Below are 21731 nucleotides of genomic sequence, written 5' to 3'. Positions count from 1 at the left end.
TCCGGGCCCATCGTGTCGCTGTTTGGTGGTCAGCCGCAGTGGATCCACTTGCTGTTGCGAACGGCTCCGCTCTTGCTGAGCAGGACGCCGTGCAGCCCGCCCATCGACCCGGGGTAGGTGACGCTGCCTTGGATCCACACGCAACGGTTGTTGGTGTTGGTCGCCTGGATGCCGCCGGCGTACGAGGAGAACGTGCCACTGTCCTCCTTGCCGAAGCCCGGCGCGCCCTTGATGGCCAGGCCGGCGTCCATCTGGTGGCTACCGGTCGCCCGGTCGAAGACCATGAGGCAGTTCGTGCCGTTGTTGGCGGAGGAGTACCAGAGCTGCCACTCTCCGTGCTTGCGCTCGTAGAGGTTGCGCAGCGGACCACTCTCGACGATCGAACCCTTGCACTGCGACACGATGCTGTATCTGACCGCGCCCGGCGCTGCATCCGCACCGCTGCTCATGGCAAGAGCTCCGGTGGAGGCGAGCGCGGCGCCGGCCAGTGTTGAGGCGAGCAGCTTCTTGTTCATCGTGGGGCCTTTCTTCCTGTCATCGGGCGACCGGCCAGCCGCCCTCAGAACGGACGCGGCGGGCCACCAGCGCGGTTCCCCGTTCCGGTGGCAGGATCGGACTCATGGGCAACGACGAGAGCATCGCCTACCCGCACCCGAGCAGCCGGCGACGGCTGGACAGCGAGCCAACCGCGCCGCATGTCGTCGTGCTGTTCGGCGCGACCGGCGACCTGGGTCGGCGCAAGCTGATTCCTGGTCTCGCGCACCTGACGCTGTCCGACCTGACTCCGGACGTACAGGTCGTCGGTACGTCGCTCGAGGAGTACGACGACGAGGGCTTCCGTGACTTCGCCAAGAAGGCGTTGGACGAGTTCAGCGCCAAGCCGCTCACGGATGCGGACTGGAAGGAGTTCGCGGCCCGCCTGCACTATGTGCCGCAGGGCGCCGGGCCGGAGGCGTTGGCCAAGGCCGTCAAGGACGCCGAGGCCGAGCTGGGCGAGGGCGTACGCCGCCTGCACTACCTGAGCGTCCCGCCGAAGGCGGCCCGCGCGGTGATCGCCATGCTGTCTGCCGCAGACCTGGTCGACCGTTCGCGGGTCGTGATGGAGAAGCCGTTCGGCACCGACCTGGCGAGCGCCGTAGCGCTGAATGCCGAGATACACCAGACGTTCTCGGAGGATCAGATCTTCCGGATCGACCACTTCCTTGGCAAGGAGGCGGCCCAGAACATCCTGGCCTTCCGGTTCGCCAACGGACTCTTCGAGCCCATCTGGAACCGCACCTTCATCGACCACGTGCAGATCGACATCCCCGAAAAGCTCGGCCTCGACAACCGGGCCGAGTTCTATGAGGCGACCGGGGCGTACAAGGACATGGTCGTGACGCACCTGCTGCAGGTGCTCGCGTTCGTCGCGATGGAGCCGCCGACCGCGCTGGAGCCGCGCGCGATCAGCGAGGAGAAGAACAAGGTCTTCCGGTCGCTGATGCCGATCGACCCGCAGAACGTCGTGCGGGGTCAGTACGCCGGCTACCGCGACCAGGAGGGCGTGTCGCCGGACTCCGACACCGAGACGTTCATCGCCATGAAGTGCGAGATCGACAACTGGCGCTGGGCGGACGTGCCGTTCTACCTGCGTACGGGCAAACGGCTGGCTGAGGGGCAGCGGATCATCTCGATCGCCTTCCGCCAGGCGCCCAAGAGCATGTTCCCGCCCGGTTCGGGAGTCGGGACGCAGGGGCCGGACCACCTCACCTTCGACCTGGCTGACGCCTCCAAGCTCTCGCTCTCGTTCTATGGCAAGCGACCGGGACCCGGGATGCGCCTGGAGAAGCTGTCGATGCAGTTCGCCACCCGAGAGACGCAGGAGGCGGAGGACGTCCTCGAGGCCTACCAGCGGCTGATCCTCGATGCGATGCGCGGGGACCACACGTTGTTCACCACGTCCGAAGGCATCGAGAGCCTGTGGGAGCGATCGGCGGCGTTGCTGGACGACCCACCCTTGGTCAAGCCCTACCCGCAGGACAGCTGGGGACCGAACGCCATCCACCAGCTGGTCGCTCCGCACGCGTGGCGGCTGCCCTTCGAGCGCACCTGGCGGGAGAGCAAGCCGAGCAGCTGAGGCGGATCCCACACCAGCGTGGGAGTGGTACCCCACCTGCGAGGGAGCCGAGAACCGTTGCAGCACTGGGAAGTTCGACGGAACGGACAGACCGTCCGGACGAACTGACCAGGAGCCACAGATGAATCCGAGCCTGACCCGAGCACGCAAACGAACTCTTGCCGCAACGGCCGTCGTGGCGGTCCTGGGCTGCGCGGCCCTCGTCCAGGGCACTCGCGCGGTCGCTGCACCGCACGCGACTGGCACCCTCGCGGCGGTCGTGCAGCCTCACACCGAAGGTCACGTGACCGGCGACGCCTGGGTGCGCTACAGCGTCGACCCGCAGAACCCGTTGCGGCGCTTCACGTTTGACGCTCATGGCAACCCCTACAAGATCGAGAACGGCCAGATCGTCTTCGGCGCTGCTCATGGCAGCGTCAAGATCGACCACCCGGAGCCGATGCCCGATGGCTCGATCAAGCACCACAAGGGGAGCGTCAAGGTCGACTACGTCATGGCGACCGGTCCCGTGGCCGTGGTCTCCGGTGTCGTGGACGGTGGCGTGGACTTCCCCAAGGGCGAGCGGATGTCGTTCTCGGTCTACGACGACCCACGTGGCAAGAAGTTCGACCGGATGGGCTTCTCATGGGGCGTTGTGGACGGTCGATGCCATCGGATGGGCATGGCACCGGCGCCGTTCACGTCGTACGCCTCCGGTCGCGGCTATCAGGTCAAGGACGCGCCACTGCCGTACGCCACCGGTGACGTCAAGCCGCCTGCGGACCCGCCGCCCTGCACACCCGGCAAGAGCTGATCACGCTTCGGGCGTCCGCGACCGTGCTGGTCGCGGACGCCCCGGTCCGTTCAGAGCGCGCGCTGCAGTCCGCGCTGACCGTCAAGCACCTGGTAAGACGCCTTCGTGGAGACCGAACCGCCTTGCGTAGCAACCGAATCGATCACCCTGAAGTCGGCCCGCATCGCGCCCGGGGTGATGCGCGTACGGACGTAGCCACGGTCGTCGCTGTAGAACTTCAGGTGGGGGTTGGTCGGCATGGTGGGCTCGACCGTCGAGCCGTCTCCGTCACCGGTGGACGTGATCGAGGTGCAGACCAGCTCGGATCCGACGACGGGTGCGCTCGGGTCGCGGTAGTCGACCTTGAGGTCGTTGGCCCAGTTGCGGTGCACGTCGCCGGTCAGCACGATCGGGTTGCGTACGCGCGCGTCGACCCAGCCCTGCGTGATCCGTCGGCGAGACGCGGCGTACCCGTCCCATCCGTCCATCGACACGTCGGTGATGTCTGCGGAGGCGTTGCGGTCCTTCTCGGCGAAGAAGACCTGCTGACCAAGGATGTCCCACCGGGCCCGGGAAGCCTTGAATCCTTCGAGCAGCCAACGCTCTTGGCGTGGACCGGTGATCGTCCGGCTCTCGTCGAGGCGGGCGTCACAGTTCTTCTGCCAGCTGTCGCCGCACGCCTGGTCGTCGCGGTACTGGCGAGTATCCATCATGTGGAAGCTGGCGAGCCGGCCCCATTGCAGGCGACGGTAGATCTGCATGTCCGGCCCGTTCGGGATGCTGGAGTGGCGCAACGGCATGTTCTCGTAGTACGCCTTGAACGCGGCGGCACGACGGACGCGGAAGCGCGCAGCCGTGTCGTTCCACTCATCCGCCTTGGTGTTCTCAGGGACCTCATCTGCCCAGTTGTTGTCGACCTCATGGTCGTCGAAGACCACCAGCCACGGCGCGATGGCGTGCGCCGCCTGCAGATCGGGGTCATTCTTGTACTGCGCGTGACGCAGGCGATAGCTCGCGAGGTCGACGGTCTCGGGACCGGCGTGATCTCGTACGTTGCCTCCTCGCCCTTCGTAGGCACCGGCCTTGTACTCGTACTGGTAGTCGCCGAGGTGCAGCACGAGGTCGGGCTGGTCCTCGGCCATCCGCCGGTACGCCGTGAACCAGCCGTGCTCGAGCTGCGAGCACGAGGCGAAGGCCATCGAGAGGCCGGACGCGAGCTCGTGGCCGGCCGGCGCGAGGACCGTACGACCGGCCGGACTGACGTGGGTACCGACGCGGAACCGGTAGTAGTACTCCCGGCCCGGACGCAGACCGCTCAGCTCGACATGCACGCTGTGGGCCGACTCGGGCCGGGCGACCTGGGCGCCGCGGCGGACGACGCGGCGGAACTTCTCGTCGTCCGCGACCTCGTACCGCACGCTGACCGGCCGGTTCGGCATACCACCGAGACCTGACTCATCGAGCGGGTTGAGGGCCAGGCGGGTCCACAGCACGACGCCGTCCGCAGTCGGGTCCCCGGAGGCGACGCCAAGGGTGAAGGGATCGGTTCGAGCGCTGACGCGAAGAGGGGAGGCTTCCGCGATCAAGGGGACAGCGGCGATGCCGGTGCCGAGCGCGCCGATGAGCAGGCTTCTGCGTGAGACGTCCATGGGTCCAGTCAAGAAGGGCCCGGGAACCCGGCGATGGCCCACAGATGCACGGCCGGCGAATGCAGTCGTACGCCGTTGTCAGCCGACCCAGTCGGGGTCACCCGGCCAGACGCTCGCCGCAGGCGGGGGACTGAGGTCCTCGCGCGGGGTGAGCGCCCGGCGTACGGCCTCGGTGTACGACGTGGCGCCGCCTTCGGGTGCCGGGACCCACTGGTCGATGTCGTGCTCACCGCACACGACATCGTGCACGAGGCTGTCGACCAGCGGTCGGGCTATCGATGACGGGACCGGTGTGACCAGTCCGACCCATAGGCTCGCGAGCTGCGGAGTGAGCACGGGAGCGATCAGGACCAGGCGGCGGTGCAGCCCGGCCACGTCCGCGAATCCCTCGATCATCTGCTGATAGGTCAGGACGTCCGGCCCGCCGACGTCGAAGGTCCGGTTGACCGTCGACGGGAGATCTGCAGCACCCACCAGGTAGTGGAGGACGTCGTCGATCGCGATCGGCTGGATACGACTACGCACCCACCGCGGGGTGAGCATCACCGGGAGCCGGTGGGTGAGGTGCCGCAGCATCTCGAACGACGCCGAGCCGGAGCCGATCAGGATGGCGGCTTGGAGGACGACTGCCGGCACCTCGCCGTCGAGGAAGACCTGCCCGACGTCCGCCCTCGACGCGAGGTGCTCGGACAGATCCTGGCCGGCCGGGTGGAGCCCGCCGAGATAGACGATGCGCTCGACGCCGGCCGCCGCAGCCGCGTCGGCGAAGGTCTTGGCCATCTCATGATCGCGATCCGCGAGGTCACCGGCACCATCCATCGAGTGCAGGAGGTAGTAGGCGACAGCGACGTCCTGCATCGCGGCTTCGACGGTGTCCGTATCGGTCGCGTCGCCCTGCACAACCTCCACCTGGCTGCGCCACGGGTGTCGGTCGAGCTTGGCCGGCGTACGCGCGAGAACCCTGACGTCCCAACCAGATTCGAGAAGTGGGACCACCAGCCTGGACCCGAGATATCCGGTGACTCCAGTAACGAGAACCCGACGTGTCATGACGTGACCTCCAGGACTGCAGGGAGCACCGACACCATGCCCAGTGACCAGATCACGTGGGTGAGTATTGGGGCCAGGACGCCGCCGGTGACCTGGCGCTGTCGCGCCGTGACCCCGCCGAGCAGGACGGCCGCCACGATCAGCATGAGGTTGCCGGTCGCAACGGTGATGAGCGCGTACGCCGCCACGGTCACCTCGGCCGGGTGCCAGTCACGCAGCGCGTCGTAGAGCGCGCCGCGGAAGAACAGCTCCTCGACCGAACCCGTCAGCAGGGCGAGCAGCACGACAACCGGATAGCTGCCCTGCTGCGCAATGTCGATGACGTCGTCGATGGCGGACCGGAGGGACTCCACCTGAGCCAGCACGAGCGCGCCCATGGTGGACACGAGCGTCAGGCTCAGCCCTGTCAGTACGCCGGCCAGGGCTGGTCGCGCAGCCTGCCCCGGGCGGTCGCCGGCCCGCGACCGCCACAGGGGAAGCGGCCCGGAGAGGGCAGCTCCCAGACCCCAGGTCGCGGCCAGGGCGAGCGTGAGTCCGTAGAACCGTGAGTCGCCCGGCGCGGTGCCGAGCGAGAGAGCAAGCAGGACCGTGCCGACGACTGCGGTGATCGCGCACACGAGAATGCGGCGCGTACGCGCTCCTGCTGCCGCCATGCTCACCGCCTCCCGGCTCGTGGTGTCGAGCCTGCCACGAGAGCGGACCCGGCCGTACGTCCCTTCGGGTGTGGTGGATGTGAGACCCGCGGTGCGAGTGTCCTGCGCGCACGGCCCCTTTGTCCCTATGGTGTCGCCGTGGCTATCTGGAACAGGAACAAAGAGGAGCCGCGCGCAGAGGCCGGCGGTGAGCCGCTTGCCCCTTCCGCGCTGCTCGAGCTCGCCGACCAGCTCGGACGGGAGTGCGCTGCCGAGGTGGAGCGGCTCGGTGGTGACCCCGAGCAGGTCATGGCGACAGTGATGTTCGACGACGTGCAGCGTGTGACGCGCGTCCAGCTCACGTCTGACGGGCAGCCGATGATGTCGGGCAAGAAGTTCGTCCAGGCGCTCAACGAGACGGCCGCTCCGCTGGTCAACCAGCCACGTGACCGTCGCCTGGAGACCGTCGATGCCACGGTCGCGGACGGTCAGCTCAAGACGCAGATCGCCTACCGCGACTGACGATGTCCGCGGCCTCCGACCGGGCGCGGCACGCCTGGCCGCTGCGCGATCAGGTGACGCTGGGGGAGCGCCTCGTGGCGGCGTACGAACAACCCTGGCGGCACTACCACGATGTGCAGCACCTGGCCGAGGTGCTCGACCGCATCGATGAGATCTGTACGGCCTCGCCGGACCTGCGGATCGACCGACCAGCCATCGTGCTGGCGGCGTACTTCCACGACGTGGTCTACGACGTCGCGGTGCCTTGGACCGCGCGGGCGAGCAACGAGGAGCTCTCGGCCCAGCGCGCGGAGGTCTGGCTCACGTCGGCCGGCGTGGCCTGGAGTGTTGTCGCCGAGGTGGCCCGCCTCGTACGCGGGACCGCGACTCACGCCTCGACGGCCGGCGACGTCAACGCGGCCGTGCTCTTCGACGCCGACCTGGCGATCCTCGCCTCGGGGCTGGAGCGCTACGACGCCTACGTGCAGGATGTCCGGGCGGAGTACGCCGCCGTGCCCGACGACGCCTTCGCCACCGGGCGCGCCGCGGTCTTGCAGGCGCTGCTCGACCAGCCGTCACTGTTCACCACGGCGTACGCCCAGGAGCACTGGGAAGCCGAGGCCCGGGCCAACGTGACGCGCGAGCTGTCCGACGCCTGACTGGCTCAATTGGGTCCGTGGGTGACGTGTGATCGATAACGTGACCTCCGGTCTTACCCTGCTGAGCGAGAAGGTGGTCCCGCGATGAGCGTCCGACGAACGATGGCAGCGACCCTGGGAGCGTTGGCCCTCATGGCCGGCACCGCGGCGACGAGCGGCGCGGCGGACGTACCGCCGTACTTCGGCAGCGACCACGACAACCCGCGCACCGCGGACCGTCCGATCGCCAAGCCGAACACCAAGAGCTGCACGAGTCGGATCGTCGATCACGGCTTCCGTGACTTCAACGTCTACACCAGTGCGTTCACGCCGCCGGCCCAGTGCGCCGGTGACTGGAGCAAGGTCGTGCTCACGATGCACGGCGCCGTGAAGGGCCGGCAGTACGACCGCCTCGGCTGGCTCAAGGTCGGCGGCGTGCCGGTCTTCAAGACGAGCACGCCCGAGCCCTCCGCCGACGGCATCGAGTGGAGCGTCGAGCGCGACGTCACGGACTACGCGACGCTGCTGCGCTCCCCTCAGGAGGTGCAGATGTCGATCGGCAACGTCGTCGATGACACCTACACCGGCGTGCTCGATGTCACGGTCGACCTCACGTTCTACGGCACGTCGGCGAGATGGCCGGCGGCGAAGGGCGCTGAGCAGGTGCAGCCACTGGCCGACCCGACCGGGGGAGCGGGTGACACGCACGGCACGTTGACGATCAAGCCCAACACCGAGCGCCTGGTCGCCGACGTCTATGCGACCGGCTCGGGTGGCGGTTGCGAGGAGTTCTGGTACACCGCGGCGCCGACCAAGAGTCCCGACGACTACTGGTGCAAGACCGATCAAGGGCCGTGGCGCGAGCTGCAGGTCTACGTGGACGGTCGGCTCGCGGGGATCGCGACGCCCTACCCGCACATCTACACCGGCGGCTGGTCCAACCCGTTCCTCTGGTACGTCCTCCCGGCGCCAAGAGCGTTTGATATCAAGCCAGTTCAGCTCGACCTCACACCGTTCGTCGCGAGCATGACGGACGGCAAGGCGCATCAGGTCAGCATCAAGGTCGACGGTGCTGCCGGTGGTGGCTGGGACGTCCCAGTGGCCTTCCGCAGCTGGCAGGACGAGCACTCGACGCGGGTGACGGGGACCGTGCGCGCACCTCAGCAGACCACCCCTGCGGTCAGCAACACGACCGGTCAGGACGGGGCGTACTTCACGGCAGACCTGAACGGCCGGCACGGACTGACGACCACTGGCACGCTGAACACCTCGCACGGACCGGTGACGACGACGGTGCACCGCGAGGTGGCGCAGAAGACTCACCACTACTGGGCGGACGGTGAGACGACGGACGGCCAGAGCACCACGATGACCGACACCGGATTCGTCCGAACCGCAGCGGGCCGCGGCCCAGCGACCTACGCGCCCTGGAGCTTCGGCTATGACCTGACCGGTCGGATCGACACCACAACGGCTGGGGACATCACGACGGACATCAAGGTCACCGACCGCGGCAACCAGCTCGTCGCCCGCGGCCCGTCCCGTGGAGCGTGGACCTCCTGGGACAACGCGTACGCCGGCCGGGCCACCTGGAACTACATCGTGCCTCGCGAGGAGCGCCGGGCCACAGGGACGTCGAGTCAGGACTTCAGTACCCGGGCGTCCGACGGATGCTGGCATGGTCAGATCGCGACTCAGAACGGTGTGGTGACGCGGGAGGGCAGCAAGACCCGCTGCTGACCTCGGCGGCGTACCGTCAGGGAGCGAGGAGATGATCGCCCATGGCTCACGCTTTTCGTTTCGGTGTCGTCGCCACGCCGCAGAACAACGACCAGTGGACGGGGCTCGCTCGCCAGGTCGCTGATCTCGGTTACTCCACGCTGCTGATGCCTGACGGGCTGCAGCTGCCGTCACCGTTCCCTTCGCTGGCGCTGGCTGCGGGGGTCGCCGACCTCGACGTCGCCACCTTCGTGGTGGCGGCGCCGATGCGACCGCCGCACCTGGTCGCCTGGGAAGCGCACTCGATGACGGCGCTGACGGACGGCCGGTTCATGCTCGGTATCGGGACCGGGCGACCGGCGGCCAAGGAGTTCACCGAAAGGCTTGGTATGCCTTGGGGTTCGGCCGCTGAGCGCCGTGACCTGGTGCGCCAGGCGGTGCGGGACCTGAGGGAGCTGGACGGCGACGTACGGACTCCGGTCATGGTGGCGGCGTACGGCCCGAAGGCCATGGACCTGGCTGTCGAGACCGCCGACATCATCGCACTCGGGGCCGGCCCGCTGGCGACGCGCGAGGAGGTTCGTGGCGTGGCTGACGGCCTCCGGGAGAAGGCCGGCGATCGCGCTCAGGACATCGAGATCTCGATGAACCTGTTCTCGGCGGGGGACGACGTCCCCGGCTGGGTGCAGAACGCGATCGGCATCGACGCGCAGACCCTGATCGAGCAGGACTCGCTGGTGCTGCTGCGCGGGTCACCGGACCAGATGGTCGAAGAGCTGCAGCGGCGGCGCGAGGAGATCGGGGTGTCGTACGTGACGGTCAACCAGGCCGGCATGCAGGCCATGGCTCCCGTCGTCGACCGGCTGAAAGGCAAGTAGCTCGTCCAGCACAAATTGACTGCAGTAGCACGCATGCGTGCTACTGCAGTCAATTTGTGTAGGTGTCTACTTGTGCGGGGCGAGGATGTAGCCCATCCCGCTGACGTCCTTCACGGTGCGCGTGTTGTAGATGTACTTGCCCTTCCAGTTCATCTCGGTGATGTGGACGTAGGTGCCGTGGCTGGTCTTCTGGACCGAGTTGACCCATGCGACGTGGCCGTACGTGCGGTTCGCGCCCTGAGCGCCGGGCTGGAAGACGACGATCGCGTTGGCGGACGGGGTGTACGTCGTGGTCCCTCCATTGGCCTTCGCCGAGCCGAACCAGTCCTTGGCGTTGCCGTAGATCGCCGGGTACTTGCCGGAGTACTTCTTGAACTTCTCCTTGGCGCCCCAGGTGCACTGACCGCTCGCGCCGCCGTTGTACGACGCGGTCTTGCCCCACTTGCGGCCCTTGTTGCTCGAGGGCGGCGGCTTGGGCGTGCTGGTCCCGCCGCACTTGGGTGCGACGAAGCCGTCGGAGCCGGTGTAGATGTAGGCGTCGGAGACGTAGCGACCGGTGCCGATCCGGTCCCACACGTTGGAGGTGCCGTAGGTGCCCTTGACGGTGGTGCCGTAGGTCTGGCACTTGATGTCGACCTTGGCGCCCTTCTTGAGCGAGCCGACGGCCTTGGCGCCGGCCGAGGGGCCGGAGCGGACGGTGAGACTGGAGCTGGCGGTGTGGACCTTGCCCGGTGCGGCGTCGCTCTGCGAGGCGACGGCAAGAGCACCTCCACCAGCGAGGGCCATCGTGAGACCAACGGCAGCGGACCGGCGAATCGTCTTGGTGTTCTTCATGACTCGTTCCCTTCTCAGTACGTGTGTGGGGTGGAGGTGGTTACTTGATGATGCGGACGACGCTGCTCATGACGCCGCTCTCGTTGGGGCTCCAGGAACGGACGTGGACGCTCTTGCTGCTGCGGGGCGAGCTGGCCTCGACGATCTTGTTGTTCCCGAGGTAGAGCGCGACGTGGTAGGTGCTGCCGCCGCCGCTCGAGCCCCACATGATCAGGTCGCCGCGCTGGCGCTTGTTGATCGAGACCTTCGTGCCGGAGTTGTACTGGTAGCTCGTGGCCGGACCGATGTCCTTGCCGATGCCCTTCCAGTAGGAGTAGAGCGTCAGGCCGGAGCAGTCGAAGCCGAACCGGTTGTAGTCGTGGTAGCCGCTCGGGGAGGGTGAGGAGATGCCGTACGACGGGCCGCCCTTGCCGCCCGCGCCCCACGAGTAGGACAGTCCCTTCCCGGTCTGCGACAGGGCCGCGTTGACGACGCGCTCGACCTTCTGCGAGCGGCTGCCGCTCTTGGGGCCGGCCGGACCGTTGTTACGTCCGTGCACGTTGCTCGTGGGCGGAGGAGTGTTGCCGCCGCCGCACTTGGGGGCGACGAAGCCGTCGGAGCCGGTGTAGATGTAGGCGTCGGAGACGTAGCGGCCGGTGCCGATCCGGTCCCAGACGTTGGAGGTGCCGTAGGTGCCCTTGACGGTGCTGCCGTACATCTGGCACTTGATGTCGACCTTGGCGCCCTTCTTGAGCGAGCCGACAGCCTTGGCGCTCGCCGAGGGTCCGGAGCGGACCGTGAGGCTGGAGCTGGCGGTGTGGACCTTGCCCGGTGCGGCGTCGCTCTGCGAGGCGACGGCAAGAGCGCCCCCACCAGCGAGCGAGGCGCCGAGCGCGATGACTGCTGTACGACGAGCAATGGTGCGGTTCATGAAGCTGCCCTCCTGGGGGATGTCCACATGCCGCTGATGTGGCGTCGAGCCTGGCCTGTCCCGGCTCATGCGGCGTGGCATGAACGTTGACGGAGCCCCCTCGCCAAATCGCCCAAGATCCGAGGGATCTGACACCGCCTTACAGACGTCTGACGGACGGAGTGCGGCTCGGACAGGGAGTCGCCATCCCGCCGGAAACGGCGGCAGATCAAGGGAGTTGGCGCTATGCAGCGCGAAGAAGGCCGGGCCGCCGTCAGGCAGTTTGTTCAGGCATTGATCGACCTACGTCAGACCGCTGGAACCCCATCCTTTAGAGAGATGGCGCGTCGCTCGGGCTGCATCTCCCACACCACGCTTCACGAGGCGACCCTCGGTTCTCGGTTGCCGACCTGGATCACCACGGAGCAGTTCGTGCTCGCGTGCGGGTCGGATCCGCGCCGGTGGAAGACCGACTGGGAGCGGGCGCACCGCATGGTCACGCGTGGCAGTGGTCCGTTGCCCGTGGTGAACCCCGTCGACACCCAGGTGACGCACACGGCCACCGAGACTCCCGCGTACGACGTCGCCGACCTCCCGGCTCCGGCTCAGCTCTCCCTTGCCGGCCACTCCGCGCGCCCGTCGGTGCTGCGTCGAGTTGGTTCGCAGTCGGCCGGCTGGGCACTCATCGCACTCGTGGCCGCGGCCGCCGCGATGGCCGTACTGCTTCTTGTCCGTCCACTCCTGCTCGATGCGCCACCGGTTGCTGCCGCTGCTGAGATGGGCGGATCCGGCGCGACGAGCATCGAGCAGGTCCCCGAGCAGCTGCCGGCCGCCGCGACGGTCAGCAGCTCGGCCGGGACTGCGTGCAACGCGTTGGCACGAACCCTCACGGCGAGCGCCGCGGGCCAGGATGGCTTTGCACTCGAGGCTGACCCGTCCGTGCCCGACTGCTCCAGCGTCAGCCCGAAGGAGCGCTTCACCACCGTCTGGAAGGTGCGCAACACCGGCACGTCCGCGTGGACGGCACGTCGGCTCGAGCGGACTGACGTCGCCCGTGGCGCGGCAGCCTGCGAGACCGCGCAGCGGATCGACGTGCCGACGGTCGCGCCCGGCCAGGCGGTTCAGGTGCGGGTCGAGGTGGTCGCCGCGGACCACAGCGGGACGTGCGATATCCGCTGGGTCATGAAGGACGCCGCCAGCCGAGTCATTTCCCCGGGGCAGCCGCCGCTGGCGTTCAAGGTCGTCGTCGCCAGCTGATCCACGCAGTGTCGGTGCCCGCTGGCACAGTGGCGACATGCAGCGCGTCGACGGGCGAATCGTGCTCAGCCCCACGGACCTCACCAAGCATGTCGCCTGCCCGCACATCACGACCCTGGACCTCCAATGGATGGCGCAGGAGTCCGGTGAGCGGCGGCCCAAAGGAGCCGACGACGCGCTGAAGCTGGTGTTCTCCAAGGGCATCAGCCACGAGCGTGACTACCTCGCGATATTGCGCGAACGCGGGCTGAGCGTCGTCGAGATCGCGGACGAGGACCGGGTGGCGGCCGAGCAGGAGACCGTCGCGGCGATGCGTTCCGGTGTCGACGTGATCTACCAGGCGACGTTGTACGACGGGTCCTGGGTCGGGCACGCGGACTTCCTTCTCCGTCGCGAGCGTCCGAGCGACCTCGGCGCGTGGTCCTACGACGTGGCCGACACCAAGCTGGCGCGCCGGCTGAAGGTCCCGGCGCTGCTGCAGATGGCGATGTACGCCGAGCGGTTGACCGAGCTGCAGGGCGCGGCCCCACAGCAGCTCGTCGTGGTGACCGGCGACAAGCAGGAGCATCCGTGGCGCCTGGTCGATGTCGCGTCCTATGCCCGACGGATTCGTGAACGACTCGAAGGCGTCGTCGCCGCGCCGCCTCCCACCGAGCCGGCGCCGGTGGCGCACTGCACGATGTGCCGCTGGCAGACAGTGTGCGAGGAGCAGTGGGAGGCCGAGGACGACCTCGTCCAGGTGGCTGGGTTGCGCTCCGACCAACGAATGGCGCTGCGGTCCAAGGGGATTGCGACCCTCACCGACCTGGCCGCGGCCAGTCCCGAGCAGATCGGTGACGCGCTCACCCCGCTGACTCGAGACCGTCTCCTGCATCAGGCCCGCCTGCAGGTCCGCGAGCGAGAGGCCGGGGAGGCGTCGTACGACCTGCTCCCGCCCGAGCCAGGCAAGGGACTCCAGCGGCTGCCTGAGCCGGCCGCCGGAGACGTCTACCTCGACTTCGAGGGTGACCCGTGGGCGCAGGACGGCGAGGGACGCGAATACCTCGCGGGGCTCTGGGAGCGCTCGGGTGCGTTCAGCTCGTGGTGGGCGCACGACTTCGAGCAGGAGGGCAAGCTGGTCGCCGATCTGATCGATGAGCTGATGCGGCGGTGGGCGGCTGATCCCGACCTGCACATCTATCACTACGCGCCGTACGAGATCACCGCGTTGCAGCGGATGACCGCCCGGCACGCGACGCGCGAGGCGGAGCTGGACCAGCTGCTGCGAGCCGAGCGGTTCGTCGACCTCTACGCGGTCGTCAAGCAGGGCCTTCGGATCAGCAAGCCGTCGTACTCCATCAAAAAGCTCGAGGACTTCTACTGGGGTCACACCCGGACCGCGGACACCGACGCGGCGGTCGCCGATGCCATGACCTCGGTGGTCGACTACGAGCGCTGGCTGACCGACGGCGGTCAGAGCATCCTGGATGAGATCGAGCGCTACAACCGTGAGGACGTCCGGTCCACGCACGACCTGCACGTCTGGCTCGAGCAGCGGCGCGACGAGCTGGCGGCGACGGGCGTCAGTCTCCGGCGCCCGACCCCTCCGGAGCTCAAGGCGGTCAGCGACGCCGAGCTCGAGGAGCAGGCCCTGACCGAGCGGCTGCTTGCCTCTGGCCACGACCTGCTGGCCGGGTGTGTGGGCTGGCACCGTCGCGAGGCGCGCCCGGGGTGGTGGGCGTTCTTCCGCTACGGAGCGATGAGCGACGAGGAGATCGTCGCGGACGGCACTGCGATCGGGCGGGTGGGTGCGCCGGTCTTCGTCGAGGACGTGCTCAGCCCCACGGGTCGGGCGACGTCGAAGCGCTGGCGCTACACGTTTCCCCCGCAGGACTTCGCGCTGAGGGGCCGGCCACACGACGTCGACACCAACGAAGGTGTCGGTCAGGTCCTCGACGCGGACCCGGTCGAGGGCTGGGTCGACGTCAAGATCGGTGCGCGGAACGAGCCGAAGGTCGTGCGCGGCCTCGGCCCTGAGGGCCCTATCAACGATGGTGTGCTGCGCTCGTCGATCCAGCGCTGCGCTGAGCGGATGCTGGCAGGCGAGCGTCCGCTCGGTGTCGCCCTCATCGAGCGCGCGGTCCCGACCGCCGCGGATCTGGAGCCTCGGACGGGGGAGACGCCGAAGGATGTCGTCGTGCGAGTCGGCGCAGGTCTCGACGGTCAGATCCTCGCGGTCCAGGGTCCTCCCGGCACGGGCAAGACCTACGCCGCGTCTGCCCTCATCCGCGAGCTGCTGGACAGTGGCAAAACCGTTGGTGTGACTGCGCTTTCGCACGCGGTCATCGAAAACGTCCTGAAAGAGGTTGATCGTCCCGCGTGGCAGAAGACCACTGTCCCGGAGGTGGCGCCCGACGATCAGATCACGCGTCTCGACAGCAATGACGCCGTCGAGGCCGGTCTGGCCGACGGCAGCATGCGTCTGGTCGGAGGCACCGCCTGGATGTGGGCGCGCGAGGGGATGGCCGATGCTGTCGACGTCCTGGTCATCGACGAGGCCGGCCAGTTCTCACTGGCCAACGCCGTGGCGGTGGCGCAGTCGGCGCGCTCCCTCGTACTCCTCGGTGATCCGCAGCAGCTCACTCAGCCGACCCAGGCGGCGCACCCGTTCGGTGCAGGCGCATCTGCTCTGGACCACCTGCTCGACGGTCACGACACGATCCCGGCGGACCGTGGCGTGTTCCTCGACCGCACCTTCCGGATGCACCCGGAGGTCTGCTCGTTCGTCTCCGAGCTGATGTACGACGGTCGCCTGCATCCCGCAGAGCATCGGGAGCGCCAGCTCGTCGATGCACCGGGCCTGGTCAGCGGCACCGGACTCCGGTGGGTCGAGGTCGAGCACGGGGGCAACGTCGCGGACAGTGTCGAGGAGGCCGAGGTCGTCGGTCGGCTGGTCGATGACCTGCTGACCGGGACGTGGACGGACGTGCACCACGAGCGACACCCCATGACCGTCGATGACGTGCTCGTCGTGGCGCCCTACAACGCGCACGTCGCCCAGCTGGCCGCTCACCTGCCGGACGACGTACGCGTGGGCACGGTCGACCGGTTCCAGGGCAGGCAGGCGCCCGTGGTGATCTATGCGATGGGCTCGTCATCAGCGCACGACGCACCCCGTGGCGTGGACTTCCTCTTCGACCTGCACCGCCTCAACGTTGCGGTCTCCAGGGCGAAGGCCCTTGCCGTCGTGGTCGCCTCGCCGGCGCTGCTCGAGGCCGAGGTGCACACGCCGCACCAGCTGCGGGCGGTCAACGCCCTGTGCCGCTACGCCGACCTCGCGGCCGTCAGTCAGTGACGCGCAGCAGGACCTTGCCCTTGGCGTGGCGCTCGTCGAGGGACTGCAGGGCTTCGCCCACCTGGTCGAGCTCGTAGGTCGCACCGATCAGCGGCTTGATGCCGCCGCCGTGCCACAGCCCGATCAGCTGGTCCCACTGCTCGCGCAGCACCTCGGGGCGGGGGAGCCAGTAGGCGCCCCAGCCCACCCCGATCACCGACGTGTTGTTGTGCAGCAGACGATTGACCTTGACGGTCGGGATGTCGCCGCCGGTGAAACCGATCACCAGCAGCCGGCCCTCGGGAGCCAGTGAGCGCAGCGAGTCGGTGAAGCGGTCGCCGCCCACCGGATCGAGCACGACGTCGACACCGCGGCCGGAGGTCAGCTCCTCGACAGCGTCCTTGAAACCGTCGGCAAGGATGACCCAGTCGGCGCCTGCATCGGTGGCCGCTGCCCGCTTCTCCTCCGTGGACACCACGGCAATCGTCTTGGCCCCCAACGACTTCGCCACCTGGATGCCAGCAGTGCCGATGCCACCGGAGGCGCCGTGGACCAGGACGGTCTCGCCCTCGGCCAGACGTCCCCGTTGGGCCAGCGCGAAGACACAGGTCATGTAGTTCATCGGGAGCGCGGCTGCGGTGTCGAGGTCCATGCCGTCCGGCAGCGGCAGGACCATCGCCTCGGACGTGTGCGCCAGCTCGGCGAATCCGCCGAATGCAGGGAACGCTGCGACCCGCTGGCCGACCGTGAACGCTGATCCCTCAGGCGCCTCGCGCACAACGCCCGAGACCTCCGCGCCAGGGATGAACGGCAGCTCGGGCTTGAACTGATACTCGCCGCGGGACAGCAGCACATCGGGGTACGCCACGCCGGCGCGGTGCACCTCGATGAGCACCTGGTCGTCGGGCCGGGTCGGCGCCGCGACCTCGGCAACCTTGACGGCCGTCGGACCGTCGACTGTCGTGACCTGGGCTGCGCGCATACGGATCTCCTTGTGTAGCAATAGAACTCAGCGGTAGGTGATCAGGCTGGAGTCGTGTTCGAGATGGGTGTGCTCGTTGAGTGACACCAGAGTCAGTCCGGACGAGCCACTGATGATCTTGGTGACACCGGTGTTGATCGTGACGGAGTTGAGGTCGCTCCAGATGGCCGTCGACCCGGTCAGCAGACGCGAGGCGATCACGCCGATCACACCGCCTGAGGTGACGACAACGGTCGTACCCGACCCTTCCGCGGCCACGCGGAGTGAGGACTCGATACGAGAGCAGAAAGATCCGAACGTCTCGCGATAGTGGTCATCGTGCTTGCCCGCCGACCAGCGCCCCGTCGCCTCGACGAACATCGTCTGGAATGCCTTGCGAGGCTTGAGAGTTCGCGCCAGGTCAGCCTTCATCAATGATGAGTGCCGGTACGCCGGTCGGTGGCCGGCGATGACGTCCTCATGGTCGAACTCGGCCCAGCCGTCGTCCGTGACAGGGTCCACCGACCAACCCGCAGCACCGATGATCCCGGCGGCAGTGTCCGCCTGCCGTCGCATGCCCCCATGGATGACGTGATCAGGGCGAATACCTCTGGCCGCCAGGGCTTTTCCGAGGATCGTGGCTTGCTCGTGGCCGCGCTCGGACAACACGTCGTAGTCACGCTTGCCGAATGACGCCTGGCCGTGCCGGACAAGGAGCAGGACGCTCATCGACCGGCCTTGCGGATGAGGGTCCGGCAACGCCACTCAAGGGCGTTGACCGCGAGGTAGAGGTTCTTGAACCTGGGGTTGGTGGTCTGCTTGTTGTAGTAGCGGTAGTAGATCTGCTGGGCGATCGCGGCCAGCCGGAACAGCCCGAACACCTCGTAGAACGCCCATTCCTCATCGCTCAGCGACAGTCCGGAGCGTTCGCAGTAGTGGTGCACGATCTCGCGCCGCGACAGCATGCCGGGCAGGTGACTCGGCTGCCGCCGGAACATCCGGAAGAGCAGGTTGTCATCAGCCTGTACCCAGTAGGCCATCGATCCGCCGAGGTCCATCAGCGGGTCACCGACGGTCGCCATCTCCCAGTCCAGGACGCCTCGGACCTTAGTCGGGTCCGCGGTGTCGAGAACGACGTTGTCGAGACGGAAGTCGTTGTGGATCAAGCAGTTTCGGATATCCTGAGGCTGGTTGGCATCCAGCCACGTCATCACCTTGCCGAAGGACGCGACGTTGCGGGTGCGAGCCTTGCCATAACGGTCCGACCAGCCCTTGACCTGACGTGCGACGTAGCCCGAGCCGCGGGCGAGCTCCGTCAGCCCGGCAGCCTCGGCGTCGACCTGGTGCAGCTCGACCAGGACGTCCAGCACGTTGCGGCACAGCGTGCGCGCCTGACCGGGGGAGAGGTCGACGCCCGCGGGCATCTCCTTGTGCGGGATGACGCCCTCGAGGCGCTGCATGACGTAGAAGTCGGATCCGATGACCGCCTCGTCATCACAGAACGCCAGCATCTGCGGCACGTAGGGAAAGGAACCGCCCAGGCGCTGCTGGATGGTGAACTCACGCCGCATGTCATGCGCGCTCTTGGCCTTGTGACCACCAGGGGGTCGGCGCAGGACCAGGTCGCGGTCGGCGTACGACAGCAGGTAGGTCAGGTTGGACGCGCCGCCGGAGAACTGCCGGACCTCTGGCGTGCCGGCGAGTCCTGTTGCGTCAGTAGCGTGCTCGCGCAACCAGGTCGCCATCGTGGCGACGTCGAACGCGTCTTCTTGGCGGACCTCGCGGGCCTCGTCGGCTGCAGGCATCCGCTCACACCATCCGGCGTACGACGGATAGAGGCAAGGTCTTCATCGCCGCGCCGATCGGCACCCAGGGCCAGGCGGGGACGTACGCCTTGGTCTTGCGGGCCTCGATGGCCTCCACCATGGCCCTGACTCCCGTCTCGGTGTCGACCATCATCTTCTGCTCCTGCTCGACGTGCTCGTTCATCTCCGAGCGGATGTAGCCGGGGTAGAGCGTGGTCACGTCGATGTCGAGCTCAGGCCGTCCGATGACCTCCGAGCGCACGCCCTCAGCGAGCGAGGCCACTCCGGCCTTGGTCGCGGCGTACGTCGTCATCGCCCGCCGCATCCCGCGCAGCGCGGAGATCGAGGAGATCACCACGAGGTGCCCGCGCTTCTGCTCGCGGAACACCTCCATCGCCGCCTCGATCTGCGCCAGGGCGCCGACGAAGTTGGTCATGGCGGTCTCGCGGTTGGCGTCGAACCGCCCGGTCCCGAGCGCCGCGCCCTTGCCGAGGCCGGCGTTGACGATGAAACGGTCCAGGCCGCCGAGCTCGCGCGTCACCTCGCGGGTCACGGCGAAGACGGCCTCGTGGTCAGTGACATCGAGCGCCTTGACCAGGACGCGGCGGCCAGGGTGAGTCGTCTCGATCTCGGTCTTGAGCGCGACCAGCCGGTCCGCCCGACGCGCGGTGAGGGCGACGTCGTGGCCGCGAGCGGCCAGCTGTCGTGCCATCTCAGCGCCCAGGCCCGAGCTGGCTCCCGTGATCAGGGTGCGCAGGGGAGTGGTCATCGCTTGGCTCCGTACTTCATCAGCTCAAGGCGTGCCACGACCCCACGGTGCACCTCGTCGGGCCCGTCCGCCAGTCGCAGAGCGCGCGCGTTGGTCCAGGCCGCAGCGAGTGGGAAGTCCTCGGACAGCCCGCCGCCGCCGTGTAGCTGGATCGCCATGTCGATGACCTGCTGCGCCATGTTGGGCACGGCCACCTTGATCTCGCTGACGGCGGAGTACGCGCCGAGCGGACCTTGCGTGTCCAGCAGCCAGGCAGCGTGCAGCACGAGCAGCCGTGCCTGGTTGATCGCGATCCGGGCGTCAGCGATCCGCTCACGGTTGCCGCCGAGGTTGGCCAACGGCTTGCCGAACGCGGTCCGGTCCAGCGAACGCTGGCAGGCCAGCTCGAGCGCCGCCTCGGCCAGGCCGATCAGACGCATGCAGTGGTGCACGCGGCCTGGGCCGAGCCGACCCTGGGCGATCTCGAACGCTCGGCCGGGCCCGGCGATGACGTTGGACAGGGGGACCCGGACGTCGGTGAAGGACACCTCGCCATGGCCGTGCGGCGGGTCTTCGATGCCCATCGTGGTCAGCATCCGCTCGACGTTGACCCCTGGGGCGTCGCGGGGGACCAGCACCATCGAGTGCTGGGAGTGCCGGTCGGCCTCGGGGTCGGACAACCCCATGAAGATCAGGATCTTGCAGTCCGGGTGGCCGACTCCGGTCGACCACCACTTGCGGCCGTTGATGACGACCTCGTCGCCGTCGACGGCAGCGGTCGCCTGCATGTTGGTCGCGTCGGAGGAGGCGGCACCCGGCTCGGTCATGCAGAACGCGCTGCGGATCTTGGCCTCCAGCAGCGGCTCCAGCCACTCGCGCTGCTGGTCCTCGTTGCCGTAACGCAGCAGCACCTCCATGTTGCCGGTGTCGGGCGCATTGCAGTTGAAGACATGCGGTGCGAGGAACGACCGCCCGGTGAGCTCGGCAATCGGCGCGTAGTCGGTGTTGGTCAGGCCCTTGCCGCCCACGGTGCCGAACCGGTCGGCGTACGCGTCGCCGTGCTCGGCCGGGAGGAAGAGGTTCCACAGACCTTGTGCGCGCGCCTTCGACTGCAGCTCGGCGATGACGGGCAGCGGCTGCCACGGGTTGTCCGCAGCGGCGACCTCGCGGTGGTACGCCGCCTCGATCGGGTCGATCTCGGTCTCGATGAAGGCGCGGACGGCCTCCGTGAGCTCTGCGGCGCGTGCTGAGGGTGCGAAGTCCATGCCGTTGACCGTAGCGCCTTATTGAGCAATGCTCAATAGCGTGACCGTGGACTCGGACCCTCCCGTACGTCGGACTCGCCTCTCCCATGACGAGCGCCGCCGGCAGCTGGTCGGCATCGGGCTGCGCCGCCTGGTCGAGCGCCCGATCCAGGACCTGCCGATCGACGAGGTCGCCGCCGAGGCCGGGATCTCGCGGGGGCTGCTGTTCCACTACTTCCCGACCAAGAACGACTTCTACGCCGAGGTGGTGGCCGCGGCCGGGCGGCGGGTGCTGCGCAACGTCGCCCCGGACGAGGGGGAGAGCGGCGCGGCCGGCGTACGGCAGATGCTCGAACGGTTCCTGGACCAGATCGACCGACGCCGCGAGTCCTACCTGGCGCTGGTGTACGGCCGGGGTGCCGTGCGGGGAGACGAAGACCTGGCGCTGGGGTTGCGGATGGCCGTGGCCCGTCGCGTGCTTGACCTGCTGGACCTTTCGGAGTCGGACGTCGAGGTCGTGCACGCATGGGTCGCCTACGTCGAGGACCGCGCACTGCAGTGGTCGGCCCAACAGCCGTCATCCCGAGCCGGTCGGGAGCACCTGGTGGACCAGTGTGCGCGCGCACTCGACGTCCTCGTGGTCAACGCCGAGCCCGCCGACGAGCCTGATCGGCGACCGTAGAACGGACAGGTGAGCGACCGGCGTACCCCACTTGCGAGACTGT

The 21731-nt window shown here is 68.1% G+C and carries 20 protein-coding genes; 9 read left to right on the top strand and 11 right to left on the bottom strand.

The window, feature by feature from the left end:
- Nucleotides 1–29 precede the first annotated feature (29 nt).
- Nucleotides 30–515, bottom strand: coding sequence for a hypothetical protein (locus VV02_RS17615; RefSeq protein ID WP_052593587.1), 486 nt, complete (start codon nt 513–515; stop codon nt 30–32).
- 104 nt (nt 516–619) lie between these two features.
- Between VV02_RS17615 and zwf the strand changes: the two genes are divergently transcribed.
- Both zwf and VV02_RS17605 read left to right on the top strand, forming a co-directional pair.
- On the top strand, nt 620–2116 hold the full coding sequence (zwf, locus tag VV02_RS17610; protein WP_052593585.1) for a glucose-6-phosphate dehydrogenase: 1497 nt from the start codon (nt 620–622) through the stop codon (nt 2114–2116).
- A gap of 121 nt (nt 2117–2237) precedes the next feature.
- Entirely contained in the window at nt 2238–2909 is a 672-nt protein-coding gene (locus VV02_RS17605) for a hypothetical protein (protein ID WP_052593583.1), read from the top strand.
- A gap of 50 nt (nt 2910–2959) precedes the next feature.
- Here VV02_RS17605 and VV02_RS17600 read toward each other — a convergent pair whose 3' ends face one another.
- From VV02_RS17600 to VV02_RS17590, 3 genes are all read right to left on the bottom strand, one after another.
- A complete protein-coding gene (locus tag VV02_RS17600) occupies nt 2960–4537 on the bottom strand; it encodes an alkaline phosphatase D family protein (RefSeq protein WP_052593580.1) in 1578 nt (525 codons plus the stop codon).
- A gap of 78 nt (nt 4538–4615) precedes the next feature.
- Entirely contained in the window at nt 4616–5587 is a 972-nt protein-coding gene (locus VV02_RS17595) for an NAD(P)H-binding protein (RefSeq protein ID WP_052593577.1), read from the bottom strand.
- Nucleotides 5584–6240 (bottom strand): CPBP family intramembrane glutamic endopeptidase, encoded by a 657-nt coding sequence (locus VV02_RS17590; protein ID WP_083450254.1) that lies wholly within the window; start codon nt 6238–6240, stop codon nt 5584–5586. Before VV02_RS17590 ends, VV02_RS17595 begins: the two co-directional genes overlap by 4 nt.
- Before the next feature lie 138 nt (nt 6241–6378).
- Here VV02_RS17590 and VV02_RS17585 point away from each other — a divergent pair, with 138 nt between their 5' ends.
- From VV02_RS17585 to VV02_RS17570, 4 genes are all read left to right on the top strand, one after another.
- Nucleotides 6379–6741, top strand: coding sequence for a hypothetical protein (locus tag VV02_RS17585; protein ID WP_052593574.1), 363 nt, complete (start codon nt 6379–6381; stop codon nt 6739–6741).
- A gap of 2 nt (nt 6742–6743) precedes the next feature.
- Nucleotides 6744–7379, top strand: a complete 636-nt coding sequence (locus VV02_RS17580; RefSeq protein ID WP_052593572.1) for an HD domain-containing protein — start codon at nt 6744–6746, stop codon at nt 7377–7379.
- 84 nt (nt 7380–7463) lie between these two features.
- Nucleotides 7464–9098 (top strand): peptide-N4-asparagine amidase, encoded by a 1635-nt coding sequence (locus VV02_RS17575; protein WP_083450253.1) that lies wholly within the window; start codon nt 7464–7466, stop codon nt 9096–9098.
- A 41-nt stretch (nt 9099–9139) separates the two neighbouring features.
- Nucleotides 9140–9955, top strand: a complete 816-nt coding sequence (locus tag VV02_RS17570) for an LLM class flavin-dependent oxidoreductase (protein WP_052593567.1) — start codon at nt 9140–9142, stop codon at nt 9953–9955.
- A gap of 66 nt (nt 9956–10021) precedes the next feature.
- On the opposite strand, the gene VV02_RS17565 is transcribed toward VV02_RS17570, so the two are convergent.
- Both VV02_RS17565 and VV02_RS17560 read right to left on the bottom strand, forming a co-directional pair.
- Nucleotides 10022–10789 carry a CHAP domain-containing protein gene (locus tag VV02_RS17565; protein WP_052593564.1) on the bottom strand — a complete coding sequence of 256 codons (768 nt, stop codon included), beginning with the start codon at nt 10787–10789 and terminating at the stop codon, nt 10022–10024.
- A gap of 40 nt (nt 10790–10829) precedes the next feature.
- Nucleotides 10830–11699: a C40 family peptidase gene (locus VV02_RS17560; protein WP_157063441.1), complete on the bottom strand. Its 870-nt coding sequence runs from the start codon at nt 11697–11699 to the stop codon at nt 10830–10832.
- Between the two features lie 318 nt (nt 11700–12017).
- Here VV02_RS17560 and VV02_RS17555 point away from each other — a divergent pair, with 318 nt between their 5' ends.
- Both VV02_RS17555 and VV02_RS17550 read left to right on the top strand, forming a co-directional pair.
- The gene (locus tag VV02_RS17555) at nt 12018–12935 is read left to right on the top strand and encodes an NBR1-Ig-like domain-containing protein (protein WP_052593560.1); all 918 of its coding nucleotides are present in this window, start codon (nt 12018–12020) and stop codon (nt 12933–12935) included.
- Nucleotides 12936–12972: 37 nt separating this feature from the next.
- The gene (locus tag VV02_RS17550) at nt 12973–16269 is read left to right on the top strand and encodes a TM0106 family RecB-like putative nuclease (RefSeq protein ID WP_052593558.1); all 3297 of its coding nucleotides are present in this window, start codon (nt 12973–12975) and stop codon (nt 16267–16269) included.
- Here VV02_RS17550 and VV02_RS17545 read toward each other — a convergent pair.
- From VV02_RS17545 to VV02_RS17525, 5 genes are read right to left on the bottom strand one after another with little or no spacing between them, the layout of a single operon-like run.
- Nucleotides 16259–17230 (bottom strand): NADPH:quinone oxidoreductase family protein, encoded by a 972-nt coding sequence (locus VV02_RS17545; protein WP_052593555.1) that lies wholly within the window; start codon nt 17228–17230, stop codon nt 16259–16261. The two genes, VV02_RS17550 and VV02_RS17545, sit on opposite strands and share 11 nt — an antisense overlap.
- Before the next feature lie 27 nt (nt 17231–17257).
- The gene (locus tag VV02_RS17540) at nt 17258–17938 is read right to left on the bottom strand and encodes a histidine phosphatase family protein (RefSeq protein ID WP_052593553.1); all 681 of its coding nucleotides are present in this window, start codon (nt 17936–17938) and stop codon (nt 17258–17260) included.
- A complete protein-coding gene (locus VV02_RS17535) occupies nt 17935–19014 on the bottom strand; it encodes a phosphotransferase family protein (protein WP_052593552.1) in 1080 nt (359 codons plus the stop codon). Before VV02_RS17535 ends, VV02_RS17540 begins: the two co-directional genes overlap by 4 nt.
- 4 nt (nt 19015–19018) lie before the next feature.
- The gene (locus VV02_RS17530; protein WP_052593549.1) at nt 19019–19783 is read right to left on the bottom strand and encodes an SDR family oxidoreductase; all 765 of its coding nucleotides are present in this window, start codon (nt 19781–19783) and stop codon (nt 19019–19021) included.
- Nucleotides 19780–21027 carry an acyl-CoA dehydrogenase family protein gene (locus VV02_RS17525; RefSeq protein ID WP_052593547.1) on the bottom strand — a complete coding sequence of 416 codons (1248 nt, stop codon included), beginning with the start codon at nt 21025–21027 and terminating at the stop codon, nt 19780–19782. The genes VV02_RS17530 and VV02_RS17525 overlap by 4 nt, the downstream gene beginning before the upstream one ends.
- A gap of 40 nt (nt 21028–21067) precedes the next feature.
- Here VV02_RS17525 and VV02_RS17520 point away from each other — a divergent pair, with 40 nt between their 5' ends.
- Complete coding sequence (locus VV02_RS17520) at nt 21068–21688, top strand: TetR/AcrR family transcriptional regulator (RefSeq protein WP_218917437.1); 621 nt, start codon at nt 21068–21070, stop codon at nt 21686–21688.
- Nucleotides 21689–21731 lie beyond the last annotated feature (43 nt).

Source organism: Luteipulveratus mongoliensis, assembly GCF_001190945.1.
In the GTDB taxonomy this organism is placed as follows: domain Bacteria; phylum Actinomycetota; class Actinomycetes; order Actinomycetales; family Dermatophilaceae; genus Luteipulveratus; species Luteipulveratus mongoliensis.
Note: the sequence above shows the minus strand (reverse complement) of the source record. Positions and strands in the feature narration are given on the sequence as shown.